The organism is Enterococcus sp. DIV2371 (assembly GCF_050498525.1).
Taxonomy (GTDB): Bacteria; Bacillota; Bacilli; order Lactobacillales; family Enterococcaceae; genus Enterococcus_B; species Enterococcus_B mangumiae.
This window is the reverse complement of sequence record NZ_JBIPAJ010000001.1, coordinates 1,280,904-1,301,338: the sequence shown is the minus strand read 5'-3', so window position 1 is coordinate 1,301,338 and position 20,435 is coordinate 1,280,904. Positions and strand designations below refer to the sequence as shown.

Genomic DNA, 20,435 nt, shown 5'->3' with positions numbered 1-20,435 from the left:
ATCCTTTCATTCCCCTTCTGGCTCCACTTTCTCACTGATATAAGTTTCTTCCAGATTTTCATTTACCCAATCTAATAACTCGATTTTCTCTCCTTCGATTTGCTTTTGAACTTCTGCTGGTAATCGGAAATTCAAAATATCATCATAACCCCACTCATCATATTGAATACTGACTTTCAAGTCAAGATATCCATTGGAAATTTGATCTTTTTTTAAAGGAACCAATTCGACATCCGCACTGCCGCTGCCAACCCATTTCTGAGCAATACGAGTTTTGACTTGCTTATATTCTGCAACTGCAACATTTCTTTTTTCAGGGAAAATGATGGTTTGACGTAAAATTTTCTGTGTCAGCATCCACTCATAATCTGTAAAGAGGTTTTTAACTTTTTGCATTGCTTCTGATGGCAGATTTTGTTCGCCACGCTTCCAGCCTTGCCAAGTTCCTTCGTCCACCAATAGATAAGTATCTAAGAAATTTTGTTCTGTTTCAAATTGTTCGAGTAAAACACTCATAATAAGATCAACGTATACTTGATGCATGGTAATTCCCTCCTCGTAATTATTTTACTTAAATTAAATTGAAAAATCATCCACTTGTACATTTTTTTCCTCTTTTTTTAGAAAGCGAATCGGCAAAACGAACGAATCCCCTTTTTTTGTTATAATAATAGTGAACCCAAGGTTATTCAACTAAATACCCTTACAATAACTATAGCATGAGGAGAGATGAAAAATGAAAAAATTTCACTGGGGCATCGTTGGTCTAGGATCGATTGCCCAAGAATTTGCAGAAAGCTTCAATCAACAATCAAGTGAATTGGTTGCTGTCGCATCACGTACACTCGAAAAAGCACAAACGTTTGCTACCCGTCATGCCATTAAAAAAGCTTATGGCGATTACCAAGATATGTTACAAGATCCTGAAGTGGATATCGTCTATATCGCCGTTCCTAATCGTCAACATATCGATTACATCCTTCCTGCCTTAGAAGCAGGAAAACATGTTTTATGCGAAAAAGCGATCACTATGAATAAAGCAGAACTTCAAAAGGCCATCCAGTTAGCAGAACAAAAAAATCTGATTTTGGCAGAAGCAATGACGATTTTCAATATGCCTTTATATCAGCAACTTCGTTCAATGATCGACTCAGGCAAATTAGGGGCACTGAAAATGATCCAAGCGCCTTTTGGCAGTTACAAAGAACCTGATCCAACCAACCGTTTTTTCAATCCTGATTTAGCAGGCGGTGCTTTGCTGGATATTGGGACTTACGCTGTTTCATTTGCACGTTTCTTTTTAAGTTCACAACCTGAAGTCATCGCTTCTCGAATGATTCCATTCAAAACAGGCGTCGATGAACAATCCGTGACCATTTTACAAAATAAAGAAAATGAATTAGCGACGATCAGCCTGACTTTCCAGGCAAAAATGCCAAAAGTTGGTATTGTCGCTTTTGAAAATGGCTATCTTTCGATCAATGATTATCCTCGCGCAGATCAAGCCGAAATCATCTATACAGATGGCACAAAAGAATTGATTGAAAGTGGCAATCGTGCACAAGCAATGAATTATGAAATTGAGAATATGGTAAAAATGATCGAAGGCGAACTCCCTAATCGCTCGCTGTATTTAACCACCGAAGTCATTGCACTGTTAGACGAGATGCAAGAACAGTGGAAGAAAAACGGATAAATAAATATAAAATAAGACGAAGCAGATAGTCATTAGTATCGCTTCGTCTTATTTCTTCACTTTTCAGCATCTACGATCATCTGCTGAGAAAATTCTACTTTTATTTCAATAAAACTTTTAAATGATTGTAAAAACTGGAATAACTCCGCACGAGCTTCAAATTCACTCCGAGTAGTAGGTAATGGCATTTGACGATACAATCCATACACCTCTTCGATGCGTGCTAATATTTCTTTCCCATCATTCGACTCAGAAAATGTTTCGGCTGTATAAATCAATAATCCATAGATATGGTCGCTATACGGTACCGGCTCATGGATATACTCTAAATTCTCTTGCATGTCTTGGATCACATTGATCTGTGCTCGACGCATGGAAAAATAAGTTTCATAGTATTGATTTTGTCTGAGTAAGTTATTCTCTTGATGATCCCGCGCGTATGCTTGACTTTCTCGAATAAAAACTTGCAATTCTTTACATAATCCTTGATTCTCATAGACACCATCAGAAATCAGAAAATCTGCCATATTCCTCAAGAGTTGTCGAAAACGCTCTTCAATGATCACTTGATTTTCTTTTAATCGTTTTTTACTATCTGGCATGTAAACGTTTGATAACAAAGCGAAACCTACCCCAATGATCATCAGAGCTGCTTCATTTGCGATCAATTGCCAACTCATACTTTGTTCACTTAGATAATGCGTGATCAAGACTGAATTCACAACGATTCCTTCTGTCAATTTGAACCGCACAGCGATCGGAATAAAAAATAAAAGAAAGACACTGAAACTGATGATTCGATAGCCTAAAAAAGTAAAACACAAAAAGGCAATAAATGTGGCAATGATAAATGCAGCGATTCGATAAATGCCAGTCATCAATGTCGAGCGACGAGTATTCCCCACACTCAACAAAGCAATAATCCCGGCAGACGGCCAGAAGAGCAAGGAAAAATAGTTGGCAACTACCATCGAAGCAAAAACGCTAATGACCGTTTTTACCGTTCTCATTCCAATTCGCATGATCGGCTCCTTTCTTTTTCTTGAATTATACTAAATTCATCCATGAAAAACTAGCAATCCAAGGGAAGTTTAGTTATGATATTGTAAAGAACATAAAGGAGAGTATACTATGCAATTTGGACGCTTTCGACTTGGTATGCGTACAATGAAGAGCGCTTTAGCTGTTTTCTTATGTATTTTGATCTTCCATCTCTTTAATCGTGGCATTCCAATGATTGCTGCCCTATCTGCTGTTTTTTCCTTACGCCAAGATTTGACGACTACCTTTTCTTTTGGTCGCTCACGGATCATCGGGAATCTCCTTGGTGGCGGATTAGGAATTTTCTATTTTTTTGTCAAAAGTTACTTCCACAATGATTTTTTAGTTGAACTGATCGTTCTGCCACTGTTAGTGATCATCGTGATCGTCTTATCTGACGGGATCAATAATAATTCTGGAATCATTGCTGCTATCGCAACATTATTGCTGATTTCTTTGAGCATCCCCCAAGGCGAATCAGTCTTCTATGCTGTTGAGCGGGTTTTTGACACCTTTATCGGGACATTTATCGCCATCGGGATCAATTTCTTCTTACGTCCACCAGAAGTAGAAAAAAAAGAAGAGATTGTCGAAGACTTAGAAGAATTAAGAAAAAAAGAGCAAGCCTTGCTTGAAAATCTTGAAGAAGTAAAAGCGCAGATCCGTAAACAAAACGAACAAAAATAGCAAACGATAAAAAACTCAGAGAAAAATTGTAGTGACCTTCAAAAGTTAGTATCTTGGTCTAACTTTTGTGGTCAGTACAACTCCTCTGAGTTTTTTTCATTCAACGCCTATTCTTTCGGTTCGTTTGATCCTTCATAGACATTCAATTGTCGAGAATTTCCGCGAGTAGAAAGATTTTCTATAATGTCTTTGATGTCCAATCCAGTTGTTTCTTTCAATGTTTCTTGTGTCGTAGACAACAAGTTTGTGGCATAGCTCGTTACCCGATTAGCACCGCCTGTTTCACCTGAGGCACTACCTGTATCAACGACAGAGATTTTTTCAATATTTCCAAGAGGTTGTGCCGCTTCACGCATCAATTGAGGCAACATTTCGATCACCATGCTAAGCACAGCCGCTTCGCCATATTCTTTGAACGCATCTGCGATTTTTTGTTTTGCTTCAGCTTCGGCTTTCCCTCTTGCTAATGTTGCTTCCGCTTCAGCTTGCCCAGCTAAACGAGTCTGATTTGCCTGAGCTTGCGCTAATGCTTCGATTCTAAATTGTTCCGCTTCTGCCTCTGTCACTTCTTTGACTTTTTGCGCTTGCGCTTCTTGTTCTTTCGCATAACGATCAGCATCTGCTTTTTTCTTCACTTCAGAATCATATTGTTTTTCACGACGAATGATTTCTTTTTCTTCTAGTTCGATTTGTTTTTGACGTTCAACGACTTTTACTTGCATTTCTTGTTCGATTACTTGTTGTTGCTCCCTTGCGCTTTCTAAATTATACGCTTGGTCAGCTTTTGCTCGTGCCACATCTTGCTCTTGCTTGTAAGCAGCTAGTTTCAATTCTTTTTCTTTCAAAGATTCAGCGATTTCCGTTTGACGTTGTAATTCGGCAGCTTGTGATTCTTTTTCTGCTTCCGCTTTTTTGATTCGTGTCTCTTTTAGTGCTTCCGCTTCTGCAATATCTGCATCACGTTTGACCTGAGCAATCCGTGGTTTCCCTAATGAATCCAAGTAACCATTCTTATCACGTACTTCTTTGATCGTGAAGGAAACAATGATCAAGCCCATTTTCGCTAGATCCACAGAGGCCACTTCTTGTACGCTTTGGCTGAATTTGTCACGATTTTGATAAATTTCTTCCACTGTCATCGAACCTAAGATCGAACGTAGATGACCTTCTAAGACTTCACGAGCCTCATTTTCAAGTTCTTCACGCGTTTTCCCTAAAAATTGTTCCGCAGCTGTCGCAATTTCTTCTACAGAAGAACCGATCTTGATGATCGAAGTACCATCACACATTACTGGAACCCCTTGTTCGGTATAAACTTCTGGGGTAGATACATCTAATTTACTTGATAATAAACTGATGCGATTCGAACGTTGAAAAACTGGCAGTACGAATGCCCCGCCACCACGGACGATCTTGATTTTGTTGTTGCTTTCATCCGCATGGACATTTTTACTTCCTAAATAACTACCACTGATGATCAATGCTTCGTCTGGTTTTGCCGTTTGGTACTTGGCTACAAAGACGATCAATAGCATCAAAACGATCAATACTGCTAAAACAATTGCTACAAACACTCCAGATATTTCCATTTTTTCCACTCCTTCACATTTTCAACATACTTTCGTACGGCGTAACGTAACAAACACGATCTTTTACTTCAATGATCAGTACCTTTTCTCCTCGTTTGATCATTGTCTCCTGAGGCGCATAAAAACAAGCGGGACGGCTGATCGAACCAGTAACACTTTTCAGTTGGATCTCACCCATTCCTTGGATCGGTATCGGCGTCACCACCGTAGCGATTTGACCTTCCAATGATTTTTCAGAAGCCGATAGCGATGACTCTGCATGCTTCATTGGCATCAAGACATAAAAATTCAACAAAAAGACTAAAACGGTTGCAATAATGGCACTGATAACGAAAATCACTAACGAGGACTGGTCGGTCAAGGATTCTCCCAAATACCCTAACAAGCTAGTAAAAGTCAACCAAGGAACGATCAGCATCGGATCGATAGGTCCATCGAAATCAAAGACATCCCCAAAAATAACAAGTAACACTGCAATCCCGGCACATATGAGTAGAACGTACCAGTAAATCGTGATGATTGCGATTCCTCCTATCATCTCATTCGCCTCCTTTGTGTACAAGAATATCATATCATAATCACCTATATAATTACTCTACTTTGGATAAAGTTTTTACTTTTAGTCCTTTTTATTTTGCCTTATACTAATAAGCGAGGTGAAAGAATGAAAAATTTAAAAAAACTATGGGGAACATTGATTTCTTTAGTTGTTTTGGGTGCAATCGGATTTATCGGGATGGACTTAGTGAACGAAGAGCCAACAGTCACCACTGATTACAGTGAATCTGCTTCTTTAAATAAAGAATCTGGTGAGAACGTAACAGAAAAAGAAAATGCAACACCGAACTCATCTGAACAAAGAAACAATGGCCTACCGCAAGAAGAAGACTTAGCACCAACTGGAAACAATCCTGGGCCGCAAGACTTAGGGCAAGCATCATTCACCGCAAATGATTTTTCAACGAACCATGGATGGATCGAGTATCATGCGCTTGATCAGCTAGGACGACCAACTGGTGCGGATGCCTTACTGGAAAAATCAATGATCAACACAGGAACTAGTGCAAATCGTGACATCCGCCCTCCTGGATTTATTTCTGGGCCGAGATATGATCATTCTCGGGGACATCTGATCGCTAAACAATTCGGTGGCAGTGGCGACGATAAGAGAAATCTAGTTACTTTGTTTCAATTTCCCGTCAACGATCCTTATATGAATTTTTATGAACTAAAGATCCGTAAAGCATTGAACCATGGGGAAACTGTTCGTTATCGTGTTACTCCGCATTACGCTGGCGATGAACTGATCCCTGAAAGTGTCGAGTTAGAGGCAAAAGGAACAGGCAATAATCCAACGATCGACTTTACTGTGTTGATCCCAAATAAAAAGTAGGTGAAACGATTGTTTGAACAATTGAACAAAAACGGTACATTGACACAAACACTTACATGGCTTGAAGAGAAAGAACTGACCGATTATGAAGAACTTGTCTTTTTTCCTTCTTCAAAACATTTTAAAGCTAGTATTCTACGGACGATCGATTATACATCACTTAATGAAGAGGATCTCGCGAAGCTCCTTTCATCCTTTCACTTGGTTGCTCGTACGATCGATGGCGATTACGTCTTGGCAAATGATGATACGGTCTATTTACTTCCTCGCTCGCACCAGAAAGAAGAAATCCAGCAATTCAATGGGAGTTTAGCCGATCTACTTATAAGATACGCAAACTCTTCAAAATCGATCGTCGATTTTTTTGATTTTCCCGCTAATTAGATTAGAGTAATCTACAAATAAAAAAATCGGAAAAAAACCTTTATTCTCGAAAAACAAAATGTCGTCCACGAAATCTTCCTTGCGAATTTCGTGGATGACATTTTTTGATGTTCCATGTGCTTGCTAATATTTCGGCTCTATAATAAAGTGGACTGATGAATCAATTCTGATTCGTCAGTCCACTTTTTCTTTTTGGGTATTAAAAAACATATCGTTCTCTAGTATGATTAAATCACCACAAAATAAACAACTGAGAGGACGATATGCTCTATGGAAAATTCTATCAAAAAAATGCTCCGATTAACAGATAAATATTTAACCATCCAAGATGTTTCTTACGAAACGTTCCATCAAACCAATACTTTAGTTATTGACGCAGTGTTAGCTCCTCCTACTTCTGCTTGTTTGACTTGTGGCTCTGCCGTGAGAGATTCGAAGGGGAAAACGGTCATTGTCAAAAATGGCAAGAAAATGACCTGCATTCGTTTCGATCAATTCAACCATTTACCGCTAATCATGCGGCTGAAGAAACAACGTTATCACTGTAGAAACTGCCATACCCATTGGACAGCCCAAAGCTATTTTGTTCGGCCAAATCATTCGATTGCCGAGCATGTAAAAATGAAAATCATTGCTTTACTCACCGAAAAGGTCTCCTTATCTTTTATCGCAAAGCATTGCCAGGTGTCTATTCCAACGGTGACGCGTATTTTGAAGTCGTTAAAAACCTATTTACCAAAACAAGCCAAGCGCCACCTGCCCAAAGTATTGATGGTCGATGAATTTCGTTCCCATGTATCCTCAGAAGATAAGATGAGTTTTATTTGTGCCGATGGGGAAACCGGGCAATTAGTTGATATCTTACCCACTCGAAAATTGTCTCGGTTGACCACTTATTTCCAGACATGTGTGAATCCATCTGACGTCGACTATTTAGTTACTGATATGAATGCGGCGTATTTTCAACTAACAAAAAAAGTATTTCCTCATGCCAAACTGGTCATTGATCGTTTTCATGTGGTCAAACACATGAATCAAGCGTTCCAAGATTTTCGTGTCCGTGAAATGAAACGCCTGATTGCTTCGGGCAATCGGACAATGCCAAGGAAATTAAAAAGCCATTGGCGCTTACTCACCAAAAATCGGAAGAATATCAACCACACAGAATATAAAACTTGGCGTAGCTTTCGTGCCCCAAAGTATCCTTACCTGACAGAAGCCATGGTGCTTGACCGTTTATTAAGTGCTTCAACTGCCTTGAAAGTCGCCTATCAAGCGTTCCATGAACTAGCGGATGCCTTTCGTGACAAAGACCACGAGTCATTTTTCACTCTCTTGCATCAGTTACCAGAAACATTAGATAAAGAATTTCGGCTAAAACTACAAAATCTTCTGAGCTATGAAGAAGGGATTCGTCATTCTTTGATTTATCCTTACTCTAATGGGAAAATTGAAGCAAAAAACACCCACATCAAAACACTCAAACGAGTGTCTTATGGCTTTAAATCATTTGAGAACATGCGCATCCGAATCTTTTTGACGAATCAAGTCATTCACGTCAAATAACGAAGAAAATCCGGAGAAGAAGTGTTCACTTCTTCTTCCGGATTTCACTTGATTGCACTCATCAGTCCTTATTGACAAAGAGCCAATATTTCCTTAGAAATTAGCGAGAAATGAAGCTTATCTATGGATTGATGATTTGAATGTTTACACAAAAAAGCGATCGAAATGACCCATCATTTCGATCGCTTTGCATTTTTTTAGCTCTACATTCGTTGTAGAAGTATTTAACAGCTACTTTTTCGAAGAAATTCTCTCTAGTTTACCTATCTGGTTTCATGGAGAAAGTAAACGATCAAGCATCAACTCTGTAACTTCTAGCTGATAAAATATATTTTTCGATTTCTACTAAGAAGAATAAAAGTAATCCTGGTAAAAGACTGATGACTACTTCTGCATTTGATAACAAGTTAGTTCCTAATGCCATTCGCAATGGTGGGAACCAGATCATCGCTGCTTGAAGCAAGACCATGATCCCAATTGAATAAAACAATGCTGTATTTTTCCATAATCCTTTGTCCAAGCTAAACTCACTGATTCGGCGGCAATTGATCATATAGAAGGCTTGACCAAAGACCATCGCATTGATCAACACCGTTTGACGGGCATCATTTGAGACATATTCCATCGCAGTCAAACCTAAGATCGTTAAGATCATGCCCACATATAAGATACGCATCAACGCATATCGCGAAAGGATTCGCTCATCTAGTGGTCGTGGTCGGCGACTCATTACTTCTTTTTCCGCTCGTTCAAATCCTAACGCATAAGATAAAGTGATTGAAGCCACTAGGTTTAACCAAAGAATTTGAACAGTCGTTAATGGTAATGGGAAGTTTCCAATCAATGAGAACAGCAACAATAACCCTTGTGCCAAACAGGTTGGCAAGTAAAAGAGAATGGTTTTCTTCAAGTTATCGAAAATCCGACGACCTTCTTTTACTGCGTAAGCAATCGTCTCAAAATTATCATCGACTAAGACCATATCCGCCGCTTGCTTACTCACATCGCTCCCTTTGATTCCCATAGCGATCCCTACATCAGCTTTCTTCAATGCCGGTGCATCATTTACACCATCTCCGGTCATTCCTACAATTTCACCTTGTTCTTGCAGATAAGACACGATCGCTAATTTATGTTCTGGTGTCGTTCGAGCAAACACATCATTTTCACTTACTGCTTGTTGCCATTGTTGCTCTGAAAGTTGATTCAGCTCTTTTCCTGTGATCGCAGTTTGATGATTTTGCAATCCTAATTGTTTTGCGATAGCTTTAGCTGTCAATGGATGATCGCCAGTGATCATTTTCACACGGATTCCTGCTTGCTGCATCGATTTTACAGCTTCGATCGCTGATTCTTTCGGTGGATCGATTACACCACACAGACCGATCATTGTTAACTCTGCATCTAATGAATCATGTGATAAGTCTGCATCACCGATTTCTTTCATAGCGAAAGCTAGAACACGTTGCCCTTGACTTGCCAAATCTTCATTTTTCTTATTCCAACGTTTTTTATCGATGGCTTGAATCGTACCTCTAGCATCCATTTGTTGGCCAGCTTTTTCAATCAATACATCAGGCGCCCCTTTGACGAACAGGATGTTTTTGCCATTGATCTCATGGACGGTACTCATATACTTATACGCTGAATCGAATGGGATCTTAGCGATCGGCGAATAAATCTTTGCGTCCTGCGTGTTTGTATAACGTAATAATGCAAGTTCAGTTGCATTTCCTGTTTCAGGACAATCGCCATCTGCTAATTGTGTTTCTTGACAATTGTGCATCGCTTGGAACAAATACTCCTCAACTTTTGTACGTGATGCTTTTGTAAATGATTGAGGCGTGTACCAATCATTCAATGTCGCAATGTGGACCAAAGACATTTCATTTTTTGTCAATGTTCCTGTCTTATCTGAACAAATAACCGTCATTGCTCCTAATGTTTCTACAGTAGGTAATGTTTTTACGATCGCATTTTGTTTTGCCATTCGATTCACACCGACCGACAAAATAATGGTTAAGATCGATGGCAAGCCTTCTGGAATCGAAGAAACGATCAAAGCGATGATCGCCGTCGCTATATAGCCCCACGTCATGCCGTAGTAAAAATAAGAAACGATCGCAATCAATAAAATCAACGCACTGATTCCTTTAAAAATACTTGTATTCATTTCTTTGATTTTTTTCAATAATGGTGTTTCTTGCTCTTCAACCGTCGATAACGAATGACTGATCTTACCGATTTGAGTATTCGGACCTACTTCAACAACGACGCCTAGCCCATTTCCAGATTCAACTTTTGTGCCAGAAAAAGCCATATTGATTTGTTCCGCTAATTCTGTGTTTTCTGGTAAACTCTCGCTAGTTTTGCTGACAGAATGTGTTTCTCCTGTTAAAATTGCTTCATCCACTTGTAGGTTGAATGATTCAATGATCCGAACATCCGCTGGTACGATATCTCCAGCAGTCAAAACTACTTGATCGCCAACGACCAACTCAGTCGGATCGATTTCACGTTTTTTACCGTCTTCCAAAATCACTGCTTTATCACTCAATAATCCTTTGATACTATCTAAAGATGAGGCTGCTTTCCGTTCTTGGAAATAACCGATCATTGCATTTAGAAAAACAACTAAAAAAATCATCCCGCCTTCCATCAATGCTCCGGTTGCTACTTTCAAGATTGCAGCACCTAATAAGATGTACATCAAAGCATCGTGGAAATAAGATAAGAATTTTTGCCATTCAGGCGTTTGGTCTTGCTCTTCCATTTTATTTTTTCCAAATTTTTGTTGTCGTTCAAGACGATCACTTTCTGAAATAAAATCTGTGACTTGAACCCGTTCGAATGTTTCCTCAGTTGACTTGTTATACCACTCCATACTTTTTCTCCTCCAACAATTACTAATCTAAAATAAGCTTACAGGTTAGAGTAACTCTAAGGTCAATGCTTTTTTTGACATTTTTTTAAATAACTCGCTTTTTCTAACCAACTAATAGTAAAATGAGAAACAGAGACAAGCTATAAATAAAATCAAATGGAAGTGAATCGATTGAAAATCAATGAATTAGCAAAATTATATGATATTACCCCACATACTTTACGGTACTATGAAAAAATCGGTTTGATCCAACCAGATTATGACGATAATGGCTATCGTAACTATTCTTATAAAGAACTAGAACAACTAAACACGATTCGAGATTTGAGATATTTCGATGTTTCTCTACCAGATATCGTCGAATACCTTAAAAATAAAAACATTGAACGCACAAAAGAACTTTTACGTTTTGAAATTGATTCTTTGCATCGCTTGATTGAAGAATCTAAAGAAAAAATCGCCTTACTGGATGATCGCTTACAGTTGATCTATGAAGTAGAAGACACTCCCTTCCATCAACCGATTGTGATGGAGCATCAATTACGTCAAGTGATCAAAGACGATGAGATGACGACAAGCGATGATGTCGATTATGCGTTGAAGCAACTGCACAAAAAACATGAAAAACATCTTAGTGCCAATAATCAAAATCTATTTGGAAGTATTTTACATGAAGATACGGATCCTATTGCCTATCAAGTATTCTATTTCTATCCAGAAACTGCCTCGCTGATCAATGAAGTATCCACCTTGCCCTCAGGGAAATACTTGACTTACACATACCAAGGAGGCTATGAGCAACAAATCATCGGTATTCAAGAAATGAGAAAATATGCGGAAACACACAAACTAGAACTAAAAAGTCCATTTTATGAACTGTACCTCGTTGATTTCCATGAAACGAATGACCAAGATGAATTTATTACTCGTTTAGAAGTATTGATCCAGTAACGATCCTATAAAAACAACACAAAAATAGCCAAAAGAGAATGAAGCTACGATCTGCTTCTTCCCTTTTGGCTGTTTTTCATTTTTTATGCATGGTAACGTTCTACACCATCTAAATAAGTGGCATCTAAAGTCATGTCAGGATTCAAGACGATGAAATCAGCATCTCTTCCTTTAGCAATCTTTCCACATGTATCGTCGATCTTACAGCTGACCGCTGGAACGTAAGTAGCCATCATGATGGCTTGCTCAGGCGTAGCTAAGCCCCAATCAACTACATTCTTGATTGCTTCTTTTAATCTTAAAATACTTCCAGCTAGATTACCAGATTCTAAACGAGCTGTTCCGTCTTTAACGACAACTGGAAACTCACCTAGATTATAGTTGCCATCTGGCATGCCGCCAGCCATCATACAATCCGTGATCAATGCAACATGATCATGTCCTGCTTTTTCCATCAAGATTTGAGCAGCATTTGGATGGACATGGTGACCGTCACAAATCAATTCAGAAAACACGTGGTCTAATGACAATAATGCACCAACCATCCCAGGTTCACGATGATTCAATCCACGCATACCATTAAATGCATGAACAAACACGCTTGCTCCTGCTTCAACTGCGGCTTGCGCTTCGTTGATCGTCGCATTACTATGACCTAACGCCACGACAACGCCTTCATCGGTCACTTGTTTGACAAACTCTTCAACACCTGAACGCTCTGGAGCTAAGGCGATTTTTTTGATCAAACCACCAGAAGCTTCTTGCCATTCATTGAAGACAGCTAGATCTGGATCGCCAAAATAACTTGGGTTTTGTGCGCCTTTGTGTTCCTCTGTAAAGAATGGGCCTTCAAAATAGATTCCTTTGATTTTAGCACCAGGAGCTTCGTGATACATTTTTCCAATGGTTTCTGCTACGTCTTTTAGACGTTCTTTGCTAGAAGTCAATGTGGTAGGTAAAAATGCAGTGACTCCACAAGATAATAATCCTTCTGACATGGCTTTAATACCTTCAGCGTCATTATCCATAACGTCGTGATTCATAAACCCATGAATATGCGTGTCTACAAGTCCAGGGGCAATCCATTTGCCAGTTTGATCAATGATTTTTACTTCTCCTGTTGGTTTTTCTGAAAGATACTCTCCAAAAAGTCCATCAGTGATTTCAAGATATCCAGCATTTTTCACACCAGATGCCAAAAAGAATTTGTCAGCATAGATATAAGTTCTCATTCTATTCTCTCCTTTGATGATCTACCTTTAAATTACTCTTATTTACGAGAGAAGTCAAGAATGGTCTACACCATTTATATACTTTTTGCGATTTTTTTTACAGCTTGAGCTAATTCTTCATAAAACAACGCTTTTGATAGTTCATTTTGTTGCTTATATATCAAACTTTTCAGAATAAATAAATCATTTAAATAATAATAGCTATTTTTTTCTTGTGCCCAGCGAATGCCTTGATTCACTTGTTCAAGTGCTGCTTCACTTTCTCCTTGATGAAATAAAAAACTTCCGTAATTATAAAAAATTTGTGTCAGCTCGCTTTTGTTATGATCGTTCATTGTCTCATGCAACAGTTGAACGCTACGGCTTAAATAATATCTTGCTTCCGTACTTCTCCCCGCTACACCATAGACTTTACCAATACAGCTGATCAATTGGATCTCAATATCGCAGACGTGGATTCGATCTTTTTGACTTGAATAAGTCAATGCTTCTTTTAAGTAGCTGAGGGCCTGTACTAAGTTTTTCCTTAACGTAAATTCACAAACGCCTAAATAATAGTAATACCGTTGAAAATCTTCAGCGGAATACAGGTTCTCTGTTACTTTCGCTGATTTTAGTTCTTGCTCTAATTTACGATAATCTCTTTTTAGAAAATAAAGATCTAGAAAATCAAATTGTCTCGTTGCTGCTCGAAATTTATCTTTGGATAAATTCATCACATAATCGATCGTCACTCCAAGTCGATGGCAGATTTGCGCCATTACCAATACATTCGGTAACTCTTCGTTATTTTCAATTCTACTCAGCACACTTTGAGAACAAATGCCTTGTGAAAGCATTTGTTGGGTCATTTTTTGTTCTTTTCGGATTTCTTTGATGATCGTACCAAAGGAATCGACTAACGCTTCCATAAGTATCCTCCTCTAAAAAATATGCGTATTCGCATGACTACATGTATTGTACTTGACTACTTTGCAAACTTCAAGAAAAGACCAACAGCAACATTTTTGGTTTTCAAATAGTTGGCATTAAAAAAGCGTCTCGGTGTCGGGACGGCTTTTAGGTAAAGTCATATTTACTTGTAAATAGGTTAAAACAAACACTTATTCCCACAAGTTCAGTAAACCCATGGATCAAATGAACGCATTGGATTTTAAGAAGTAAGCAATCACCCACAAAAATCACTGTGTTCCATTTTCATCGGTCACCACTTACTTCTTAAAATCCGCTTTGTCCCGCGAGTTATCCACTCACGAGCCAAGCGCTTTGCGTACGTGTAATCGTTAAGCTATCAACTTTCCTATCTTTGTTGATACGTTGTCAGAAATTCACGCATTTTTTTCGCTGTCACTTTTAAGTCATCTAATTTAGGCAAGTACACGATTCTGAAATGATCAGGATTTGGCCAATTAAAGCCACCTCCATGAACAAGCAAGATTTTATGCTCATGTAGAAAATCTAAGACGAACTGCTCATCATTTGTAATATTGAAGCGTTTCGTGTCGATTTTCGGGAAGATATAAAAGGCTGCTTTTGGCTTAACTGCTGATAGTCCAGGTATATCATTGATCGCATTATAGATATATTCTCTTTGTTCGTAGATCCGTCCGCCTGGCAACAATAATTCATCCACACTTTGGTAGCCACCTAAAGCAGTTTGGATGATCTGTTGCGACAAAACATTGGAACAAAGACGCATCGAAGATAACATGTTCAACCCTTCAATGTAGCCTTTGACATTTGATTTGTCTCCACTTAATACCATCCAACCAACACGGAATCCTGCCACACGATGAGATTTTGATAATCCATTCAAGGTCACAACAAACAAATCAGGTGCTAACGTTGCAATTGGAATATGTTCTAAGCCGTCCATCACTAAACGGTCGTAGATTTCATCAGAATAAATGATCAATTGATGTTCTCGGGCAATTTTCACGATTTCTTCAAGTAGCTCTTTTGGATATAAAGCCCCCGTTGGATTGTTTGGATTGATGATCACGATCGCTTTTGTTCGACTCGTTACTTTTGATTTGATATCGTCAATATCTGGATACCACTCTGCTTGCTCATCACACACATAATGAACGGGCTTTCCTCCAGCTAATGAAACGGAAGCGGTCCATAAAGGATAATCTGGCATAGGAACCAATACTTCATCACCATTGTCCAGCAATCCTTGCATACACATCGTGATCAATTCACTGACGCCATTACCAGTATAAATATCATTGATCGTTACATTTGGGAATTTTTTTAACTGGCAATACTGTTCGATTGCCTTTCGAGCAGAAAAAATCCCTTTTGAGTCTGAATAACCTTCTGAATCTCTGGCATTCATGATCAAATCTCGGATCACTTCATTTGGTGCTTCAAATCCAAACGGAGCTGGATTTCCAGTGTTCAATTTCAAAATACTGATGCCCTCTTCTTGCATTCGTTCTGCTTCTTCAAGAACAGGCCCGCGGACATCGTAGCTTACGCCTTCTAATTTATTGGATTTTTCAAATTCTCTCATAGTGATCCAATCCCTCGTTTCAAAAAAAGTTAGAAATTTCTGATTATACTCATTTATTTCCATATCATACTCCATTCATCTGGATTTTGCCACCGTTTTAAAAAAATCCTAGATGAAAATCAACTTTTTTTGAGTTTACTTCTCTTGGCGATCATTCCAAAGATTTGCTGCCCAATCCATAGCGATCCCAATGATCACCCCTAAAAATATCCCCATGGCTAACTTCCCAAATGCTAATCCGATGATGATGCCTGCTATCATTCCTAAAATCGAGAATTCTCCATCATACTTATTCATGATTTTCCTCTTTCTTATCTTGACATCTATTTCGTTACTCGCTATGATTATATTGTTGTTTCTTGCAGACGTGATGGAACGGCAGACATGCAAGATTGAGGGTCTTGTGAGCGTAAGCTCGTGTGGGTTCAAATCCCATCGTCTGCATAATGAACAAAACTCATGGTTCAAGCCATGAGTTTTTTTGTTTTCGTTTTTAAGAAGAGGCAACGCCTCAGAACATTATTTATCTTCTACCTATATATAGGTAAACTTATTGGCTACTTCTTTCACCATTTATTCTTGTTGAATCACTTTACTAGTTTTTGTCTAGGAAAGGGGCTATTTTCAAAAGCGACGACAATGTTTGGTTTTTCTAATACCGTGTAGTCTTTGACAACAAATTGTTTGCGGTTGTTATAGTAGCCTTTTACAAAGATTTTCATCCCATCATCGACATCGGCAATAAAATTCAAGCTATGGCTCGCAATCAAGCAATTCTCTGTTCCTAAAGTAAAACGGATCAATGGTTTTTCTCCTAATTTTAACAATCTGATTTTCGAGACCGTTCCATATTTTCTTTCCATTGTCATCTCCCCCTCCCTTACTATTATACGAACAAACGTTCAGTTTTTCAAGTTTTATTCTCTACTAGTAAACAACTTTTACAGCGTACTTACTATCTATATAAATACGTCACGACCGTTTCTTCTCGCTTTTCTTTTATCGATTTAGATCTCATTACTTGCTGACTTGTCGATCAACGATTTGTTGAGACTTTGCCGCTGTCAACTTCGCATCACTTCTCGCTTTTTCTAATTGAGCAATATAACTTCTTAAACTACTATTTTCTGCTGAAATAGTTTCTAATTGTTTTTTAGTGGTTGCTAACTCGGATTGTAAGTTTGTTTTCTCTCGGCTTAGTTGAGCGATTTGTTCATTTAACTGATTGACGCTATTTTGCATTTCCGTATATTTTACTTGGATCTCTTGGAGTCTTGAATTCCATTGGCTGTTCAAATTATTGATTTCGCTTATTTTTTGACTGATTTCATTGATTTTATTGTTGATTTCAGTTTGTTTGTCTTTTAGTTGGTTTTCCTTACTAGTTAACTGATTTTGTAAGTTTGTTTGCTCTGCAACTAATTGACTTTTTTGCGTTTCTAGATCAGAGATTTTAGACTGATATTCTTGTGCTTTCGTTTGTGACTCTTGAAGTTCTTGATTTTTAGTCGCTAATACACTAGTTAAATCGGTGATTTTTTGTTGATGACTTGTTAATTGCTGATCAAGTTTATCAAGATTCTCGTTGATTTTCGCGATATCAGCTTCACCTCCCCAAAATAAAACTTCTCCTGCAAAACGCGTACCTGTATAACCAATAGCTCCCAACAACAACGCAATCAATCCACCAATAATCCATTTCTTTTTCATGTTCTTCTCCTTAATGAAATAATTATTTTATAACCAGATAAATCTAATCTTTTGCCTTCCTAATGTCAAGACATATCTGTATCACATTTCTATGATTCTGTATAAACGTTGAAATAAAGGCACCTAAGGATTAAATTACAAGCAGTATTTTAGTAGTAATCCTTTAATTGTTTTATAATGGTAGTAAGTCATATAGGAAAGGGGTAATTTCAATGAAAACGTTAGATATGATTGCTTTAACATTATTGATCGTTGGAGGATTGAACTGGTTATTGGTTGGTTTATTAGAATTTGATTTAGTGGCGATGATTGCTGGTGGTTCAACAACAATTTTAGCTAAAGCTATTTATATAATTGTCGGGATTTGCGCTATTTACTGTTTGAAATTCTTTCCAATGATCTCCAATCGTGTTGAAAACTAATAGTTGGGATTTGATTTTTAGAACATGGAGCATCTAGTTGCTCTATGTTCTATTTTTATTTTCAAAAATCTCTGATTATCCTCTCGAAAGAGCATCTTCATGAGTCCAGATGATTACTTTATATCGCCTTTTTTACTCTTTTCAATCAAAAAATTACTTATTTATTGTTAGCTTAATACTTTCTTAACTATATCATTCTTCAAAAAATGAGAACATACATTCTTTTATTCAAGCGAAAGAAAGCGTTTTTCAATTACATATGTTTCGTTAATTATTACAAAAAAGGTAGTTTTGTCATAAACTGTTACGTTTCTATCACCTATGAAATGTTGCATCATGTTAAAGTATTACTCGTTAGCGAAACAGCTAATCAAATAACTTTTTAAAACACGAAGGAGATCTTTCATGAAATCACTTAAAACAATTCTTTTTGGAACAACTTTGGCTGCCGGCGCTGCTTTATTTATGGGTACTTCTGCACATGCAGACGAAGCCTACACTGTTCAATCAGGTGATACTTTATCAACGATTTCTCAAAAATACGTTGGTGACAACTCCTTGATCCAAACAATTGCCGAAGCAAACTCAATCTCAAACATTCACCTGATCTTTTCAGGTCAAGAACTAACAATTCCTACTGGCGAACAAAAAACAGCTCCTGTAGCTACTCAAGCTCCTGCTGCTCCTGTTCAAGAAACTACTCCAGTTGTGGAAACACCTGTAGTGGAACAAACTCCAGTAGTTGAACAAGCTCCTGCTGCTGAAGTGGCAGTTTCGACTGGTACAAACGATGCGAAAGAATGGATCGCACAAAAAGAATCTAGCGGTTCTTACACAGCAACAAACGGACGCTACATCGGCCGTTACCAATTAGACTCTTCTTACTTGAATGGTGACTACTCAGCTGCCAACCAAGAAAGAGTTGCAGAACAATATGTTGCCTCTCGTTATGGCTCTTGGGACGCAGCAAAAGCTTTCTGGTTAGCTAACGGTTGGTACTAAGAACGAGTGATTTTATCACTTAATAATGAGCTAAAATAAAAACAGGAAGGACCGAAAATAGATAATCTATTTTCCGATCCTTCCTGTTTTTTTGTATAAGATTTCTTTATTTGATGACCATCAACTAATGGTAATCGTACCGTCAATCGTCGTTGTATTGACCAATTGTTGTTCGTTATAAATATTGTATAAGATTCTGACATCATGGCTGCCCTCATCAGGTAGATTCTCAAAAGGGATAGAGTCTATTCGATTGTTTGGTGGAATCAATCCTGATTTGTACAATATTTTATTGTTTGAGACTAAATAATACTCTACTTGGATATTGAATGCGTTCTGTCCGTTATTACGTACATCGACACTCGCTTTTCCTTGTGCATCGATTTCTATATCATGCTTCAAGAGGATACGCATTTTGTCTTTATCCACTTGATCTTGCATCGCTTTTAAAATATCTTCATTACTCAATCTTGTCAGGTTATCATCTAAATCTGGCAATCCTACCACTACTTGAGGAGGAGATTGATTAAAATAAAGGTATCCGCCAATCCCTGCAATCAAACTGAAGATAAGCAAGGAAAATAAGATATATGTTCTCTTCTTTTTACTACGATTGTTGTTTTTAATATTACTATGTGCCATTTCTCTCAACCTCCTTTCTCAATTTCTAGTTGAAAAGTATATTTATTTAGATCCTTTTCTAAAAAATTAGGTAATGGATACTTCTCAATATTTCTGAACTTAGTTAGCTAATGCAGTGAAATGGAATGACATCGTATATGCAGGTGTCACGATCACGTTTTGCTGGAATGGACTAGTGATCGCCCCTTCAAATCTTAAAGCTTTTGTTTGTCCTGTTCCGATTGTTGTTAAATAAGTACGAGTATTCAAGAATTGTCCAGAAGCACTTTGCAAGCGAACTGCCGCTTCATTTAGTGGTGTAAAGAACAAGTCTTGAGTGATACCAGTTGAGCTTGTCTCCGCAAAACTATCTACTTCGATCATTACTCTATGTGAAGTTGAATTATTTGTCATTGAATATAACGGCGAAACGATTTCTGGTTGAGGCGTGCCGTCATCTGCCATCGAATTCGCATATCTTACAGTCGTAGGAACCGTGATATCGATATAGCGTTTATCTTCCGGATCAACTGGATCCCACTCACCGATCCAACCTGAAACTTGAACGTCTGCTTTATCGTCACCTTTGATCGTCTGACCAGGTGTATTGTCAGGTTGTCCAGGGATCCAGCCCAAATCAGCAGCAGCAGCATTTAAAGATCCAAGTCCTAAACCACTCAATAAGATAGTTGATACGATCGCTAAAGTACTTAGCTTTTTCATATTATGTTTCTCTCCT

At 38.1% G+C, this 20,435-nt stretch carries 21 protein-coding genes and 1 tRNA gene; 9 read left to right on the top strand and 13 right to left on the bottom strand.

Going from position 1 to position 20,435, the window contains the following annotated elements; genetic code table 11:
* Window positions 1-6: 6 nt before the first annotated feature.
* Window positions 7-543, bottom strand: coding sequence for a hypothetical protein (locus IGL24_RS06125; RefSeq protein WP_207699392.1), 537 nt, complete (start codon window positions 541-543; stop codon window positions 7-9).
* Between the two features lie 193 nt (window positions 544-736).
* On the opposite strand from IGL24_RS06125, the gene IGL24_RS06120 reads away from it, so the two are divergent.
* Window positions 737-1,696 carry a Gfo/Idh/MocA family protein gene (locus IGL24_RS06120; protein ID WP_207699393.1) on the top strand — a complete coding sequence of 320 codons (960 nt, stop codon included), beginning with the start codon at window positions 737-739 and terminating at the stop codon, window positions 1,694-1,696.
* A 56-nt stretch (window positions 1,697-1,752) separates the two neighbouring features.
* Here the strand turns inward: IGL24_RS06120 and IGL24_RS06115 are convergent, their stop codons facing one another.
* A complete protein-coding gene (locus IGL24_RS06115) occupies window positions 1,753-2,718 on the bottom strand; it encodes an aromatic acid exporter family protein (protein WP_207699394.1) in 966 nt (321 codons plus the stop codon).
* 109 nt (window positions 2,719-2,827) lie between these two features.
* On the opposite strand from IGL24_RS06115, the gene IGL24_RS06110 reads away from it, so the two are divergent.
* Window positions 2,828-3,424 carry an FUSC family protein gene (locus IGL24_RS06110; RefSeq protein WP_206857976.1) on the top strand — a complete coding sequence of 199 codons (597 nt, stop codon included), beginning with the start codon at window positions 2,828-2,830 and terminating at the stop codon, window positions 3,422-3,424.
* Between the two features lie 107 nt (window positions 3,425-3,531).
* On the opposite strand, the gene IGL24_RS06105 is transcribed toward IGL24_RS06110, so the two are convergent.
* Entirely contained in the window at window positions 3,532-5,013 is a 1,482-nt protein-coding gene (locus IGL24_RS06105) for a flotillin family protein (protein WP_206857978.1), read from the bottom strand.
* Between the two features lie 13 nt (window positions 5,014-5,026).
* A complete protein-coding gene (locus tag IGL24_RS06100) occupies window positions 5,027-5,551 on the bottom strand; it encodes an NfeD family protein (RefSeq protein ID WP_206857979.1) in 525 nt (174 codons plus the stop codon).
* 126 nt (window positions 5,552-5,677) lie between these two features.
* Between IGL24_RS06100 and IGL24_RS06095 the strand changes: the two genes are divergently transcribed.
* The 3 genes from IGL24_RS06095 to IGL24_RS06085 all read left to right on the top strand — a co-directional run bounded on the left by IGL24_RS06095 (window position 5,678) and on the right by IGL24_RS06085 (window position 8,356).
* Window positions 5,678-6,406, top strand: a complete 729-nt coding sequence (locus IGL24_RS06095) for a DNA/RNA non-specific endonuclease (protein ID WP_207699395.1) — start codon at window positions 5,678-5,680, stop codon at window positions 6,404-6,406.
* Window positions 6,407-6,790 (top strand): hypothetical protein, encoded by a 384-nt coding sequence (locus tag IGL24_RS06090; RefSeq protein WP_429968414.1) that lies wholly within the window; start codon window positions 6,407-6,409, stop codon window positions 6,788-6,790.
* A gap of 270 nt (window positions 6,791-7,060) precedes the next feature.
* Complete coding sequence (locus IGL24_RS06085; RefSeq protein WP_207115953.1) at window positions 7,061-8,356, top strand: ISL3 family transposase; 1,296 nt, start codon at window positions 7,061-7,063, stop codon at window positions 8,354-8,356.
* A gap of 292 nt (window positions 8,357-8,648) precedes the next feature.
* Here IGL24_RS06085 and IGL24_RS06080 read toward each other — a convergent pair whose 3' ends face one another.
* Window positions 8,649-11,240: an HAD-IC family P-type ATPase gene (locus tag IGL24_RS06080; protein ID WP_207699397.1), complete on the bottom strand. Its 2,592-nt coding sequence runs from the start codon at window positions 11,238-11,240 to the stop codon at window positions 8,649-8,651.
* 156 nt (window positions 11,241-11,396) lie between these two features.
* Here IGL24_RS06080 and IGL24_RS06075 point away from each other — a divergent pair, with 156 nt between their 5' ends.
* Complete coding sequence (locus tag IGL24_RS06075; RefSeq protein WP_429968413.1) at window positions 11,397-12,191, top strand: MerR family transcriptional regulator; 795 nt, start codon at window positions 11,397-11,399, stop codon at window positions 12,189-12,191.
* Window positions 12,192-12,274: 83 nt separating this feature from the next.
* Here the strand turns inward: IGL24_RS06075 and nagA are convergent, their stop codons facing one another.
* The 4 genes from nagA to IGL24_RS06055 form a co-directional block, all read right to left on the bottom strand.
* Window positions 12,275-13,423 (bottom strand): N-acetylglucosamine-6-phosphate deacetylase, encoded by a 1,149-nt coding sequence (gene nagA, locus IGL24_RS06070; RefSeq protein WP_206857995.1) that lies wholly within the window; start codon window positions 13,421-13,423, stop codon window positions 12,275-12,277.
* A gap of 74 nt (window positions 13,424-13,497) precedes the next feature.
* Window positions 13,498-14,334, bottom strand: coding sequence for a helix-turn-helix domain-containing protein (locus tag IGL24_RS06065; RefSeq protein ID WP_207699398.1), 837 nt, complete (start codon window positions 14,332-14,334; stop codon window positions 13,498-13,500).
* 389 nt (window positions 14,335-14,723) lie between these two features.
* Complete coding sequence (locus IGL24_RS06060) at window positions 14,724-15,941, bottom strand: pyridoxal phosphate-dependent aminotransferase (protein WP_207699399.1); 1,218 nt, start codon at window positions 15,939-15,941, stop codon at window positions 14,724-14,726.
* Window positions 15,942-16,076: 135 nt separating this feature from the next.
* On the bottom strand, window positions 16,077-16,238 hold the full coding sequence (locus IGL24_RS06055; protein WP_206858007.1) for a hypothetical protein: 162 nt from the start codon (window positions 16,236-16,238) through the stop codon (window positions 16,077-16,079).
* Between the two features lie 64 nt (window positions 16,239-16,302).
* Here IGL24_RS06055 and IGL24_RS06050 point away from each other — a divergent pair.
* A tRNA-Leu gene (locus IGL24_RS06050) sits at window positions 16,303-16,385 on the top strand.
* 143 nt (window positions 16,386-16,528) lie between these two features.
* Here the strand turns inward: IGL24_RS06050 and IGL24_RS06045 are convergent.
* Window positions 16,529-16,804 (bottom strand): hypothetical protein, encoded by a 276-nt coding sequence (locus IGL24_RS06045; protein WP_206858009.1) that lies wholly within the window; start codon window positions 16,802-16,804, stop codon window positions 16,529-16,531.
* A gap of 154 nt (window positions 16,805-16,958) precedes the next feature.
* The gene (locus tag IGL24_RS06040; protein WP_207699400.1) at window positions 16,959-17,651 is read right to left on the bottom strand and encodes a DNA-directed RNA polymerase subunit omega; all 693 of its coding nucleotides are present in this window, start codon (window positions 17,649-17,651) and stop codon (window positions 16,959-16,961) included.
* Between the two features lie 212 nt (window positions 17,652-17,863).
* Here IGL24_RS06040 and IGL24_RS06035 point away from each other — a divergent pair, with 212 nt between their 5' ends.
* Both IGL24_RS06035 and IGL24_RS06030 read left to right on the top strand, forming a co-directional pair.
* A complete protein-coding gene (locus IGL24_RS06035; protein WP_206858012.1) occupies window positions 17,864-18,073 on the top strand; it encodes a DUF378 domain-containing protein in 210 nt (69 codons plus the stop codon).
* 405 nt (window positions 18,074-18,478) lie between these two features.
* On the top strand, window positions 18,479-19,075 hold the full coding sequence (locus IGL24_RS06030; RefSeq protein ID WP_429966299.1) for a LysM peptidoglycan-binding domain-containing protein: 597 nt from the start codon (window positions 18,479-18,481) through the stop codon (window positions 19,073-19,075).
* A 120-nt stretch (window positions 19,076-19,195) separates the two neighbouring features.
* Here the strand turns inward: IGL24_RS06030 and IGL24_RS06025 are convergent, their stop codons facing one another.
* Window positions 19,196-19,717: a hypothetical protein gene (locus IGL24_RS06025; RefSeq protein WP_206857404.1), complete on the bottom strand. Its 522-nt coding sequence runs from the start codon at window positions 19,715-19,717 to the stop codon at window positions 19,196-19,198.
* Between the two features lie 99 nt (window positions 19,718-19,816).
* A complete protein-coding gene (locus IGL24_RS06020; protein ID WP_207700461.1) occupies window positions 19,817-20,419 on the bottom strand; it encodes a hypothetical protein in 603 nt (200 codons plus the stop codon).
* Window positions 20,420-20,435 lie beyond the last annotated feature (16 nt).

What these genes read in the sequence shown, in the direction of transcription:
- IGL24_RS06125 (WP_207699392.1), bottom strand. Translation starts at nt 543, where the DNA reads ATGCATCAAGTATACGTTGATCTTATTATGAGTGTTTTACTCGAACAA.
- IGL24_RS06120 (WP_207699393.1), top strand. Translation starts at nt 737, where the DNA reads ATGAAAAAATTTCACTGGGGCATCGTTGGTCTAGGATCGATTGCCCAA.
- IGL24_RS06115 (WP_207699394.1), bottom strand. Translation starts at nt 2,718, where the DNA reads ATGCGAATTGGAATGAGAACGGTAAAAACGGTCATTAGCGTTTTTGCT.
- IGL24_RS06110 (WP_206857976.1), top strand. Translation starts at nt 2,828, where the DNA reads ATGCAATTTGGACGCTTTCGACTTGGTATGCGTACAATGAAGAGCGCT.
- IGL24_RS06105 (WP_206857978.1), bottom strand. Translation starts at nt 5,013, where the DNA reads ATGGAAATATCTGGAGTGTTTGTAGCAATTGTTTTAGCAGTATTGATC.
- IGL24_RS06100 (WP_206857979.1), bottom strand. Translation starts at nt 5,551, where the DNA reads ATGATAGGAGGAATCGCAATCATCACGATTTACTGGTACGTTCTACTC.
- IGL24_RS06095 (WP_207699395.1), top strand. Translation starts at nt 5,678, where the DNA reads ATGAAAAATTTAAAAAAACTATGGGGAACATTGATTTCTTTAGTTGTT.
- IGL24_RS06085 (WP_207115953.1), top strand. Translation starts at nt 7,061, where the DNA reads ATGGAAAATTCTATCAAAAAAATGCTCCGATTAACAGATAAATATTTA.
- IGL24_RS06080 (WP_207699397.1), bottom strand. Translation starts at nt 11,240, where the DNA reads ATGGAGTGGTATAACAAGTCAACTGAGGAAACATTCGAACGGGTTCAA.
- IGL24_RS06075 (WP_429968413.1), top strand. Translation starts at nt 11,397, where the DNA reads ATGGAAGTGAATCGATTGAAAATCAATGAATTAGCAAAATTATATGAT.
- nagA (WP_206857995.1), bottom strand. Translation starts at nt 13,423, where the DNA reads ATGAGAACTTATATCTATGCTGACAAATTCTTTTTGGCATCTGGTGTG.
- IGL24_RS06065 (WP_207699398.1), bottom strand. Translation starts at nt 14,334, where the DNA reads ATGGAAGCGTTAGTCGATTCCTTTGGTACGATCATCAAAGAAATCCGA.
- IGL24_RS06060 (WP_207699399.1), bottom strand. Translation starts at nt 15,941, where the DNA reads ATGAGAGAATTTGAAAAATCCAATAAATTAGAAGGCGTAAGCTACGAT.
- IGL24_RS06055 (WP_206858007.1), bottom strand. Translation starts at nt 16,238, where the DNA reads ATGAATAAGTATGATGGAGAATTCTCGATTTTAGGAATGATAGCAGGC.
- IGL24_RS06045 (WP_206858009.1), bottom strand. Translation starts at nt 16,804, where the DNA reads ATGGAAAGAAAATATGGAACGGTCTCGAAAATCAGATTGTTAAAATTA.
- IGL24_RS06040 (WP_207699400.1), bottom strand. Translation starts at nt 17,651, where the DNA reads ATGAAAAAGAAATGGATTATTGGTGGATTGATTGCGTTGTTGTTGGGA.
- IGL24_RS06035 (WP_206858012.1), top strand. Translation starts at nt 17,864, where the DNA reads ATGAAAACGTTAGATATGATTGCTTTAACATTATTGATCGTTGGAGGA.
- IGL24_RS06030 (WP_429966299.1), top strand. Translation starts at nt 18,479, where the DNA reads ATGAAATCACTTAAAACAATTCTTTTTGGAACAACTTTGGCTGCCGGC.
- IGL24_RS06025 (WP_206857404.1), bottom strand. Translation starts at nt 19,717, where the DNA reads ATGGCACATAGTAATATTAAAAACAACAATCGTAGTAAAAAGAAGAGA.
- IGL24_RS06020 (WP_207700461.1), bottom strand. Translation starts at nt 20,419, where the DNA reads ATGAAAAAGCTAAGTACTTTAGCGATCGTATCAACTATCTTATTGAGT.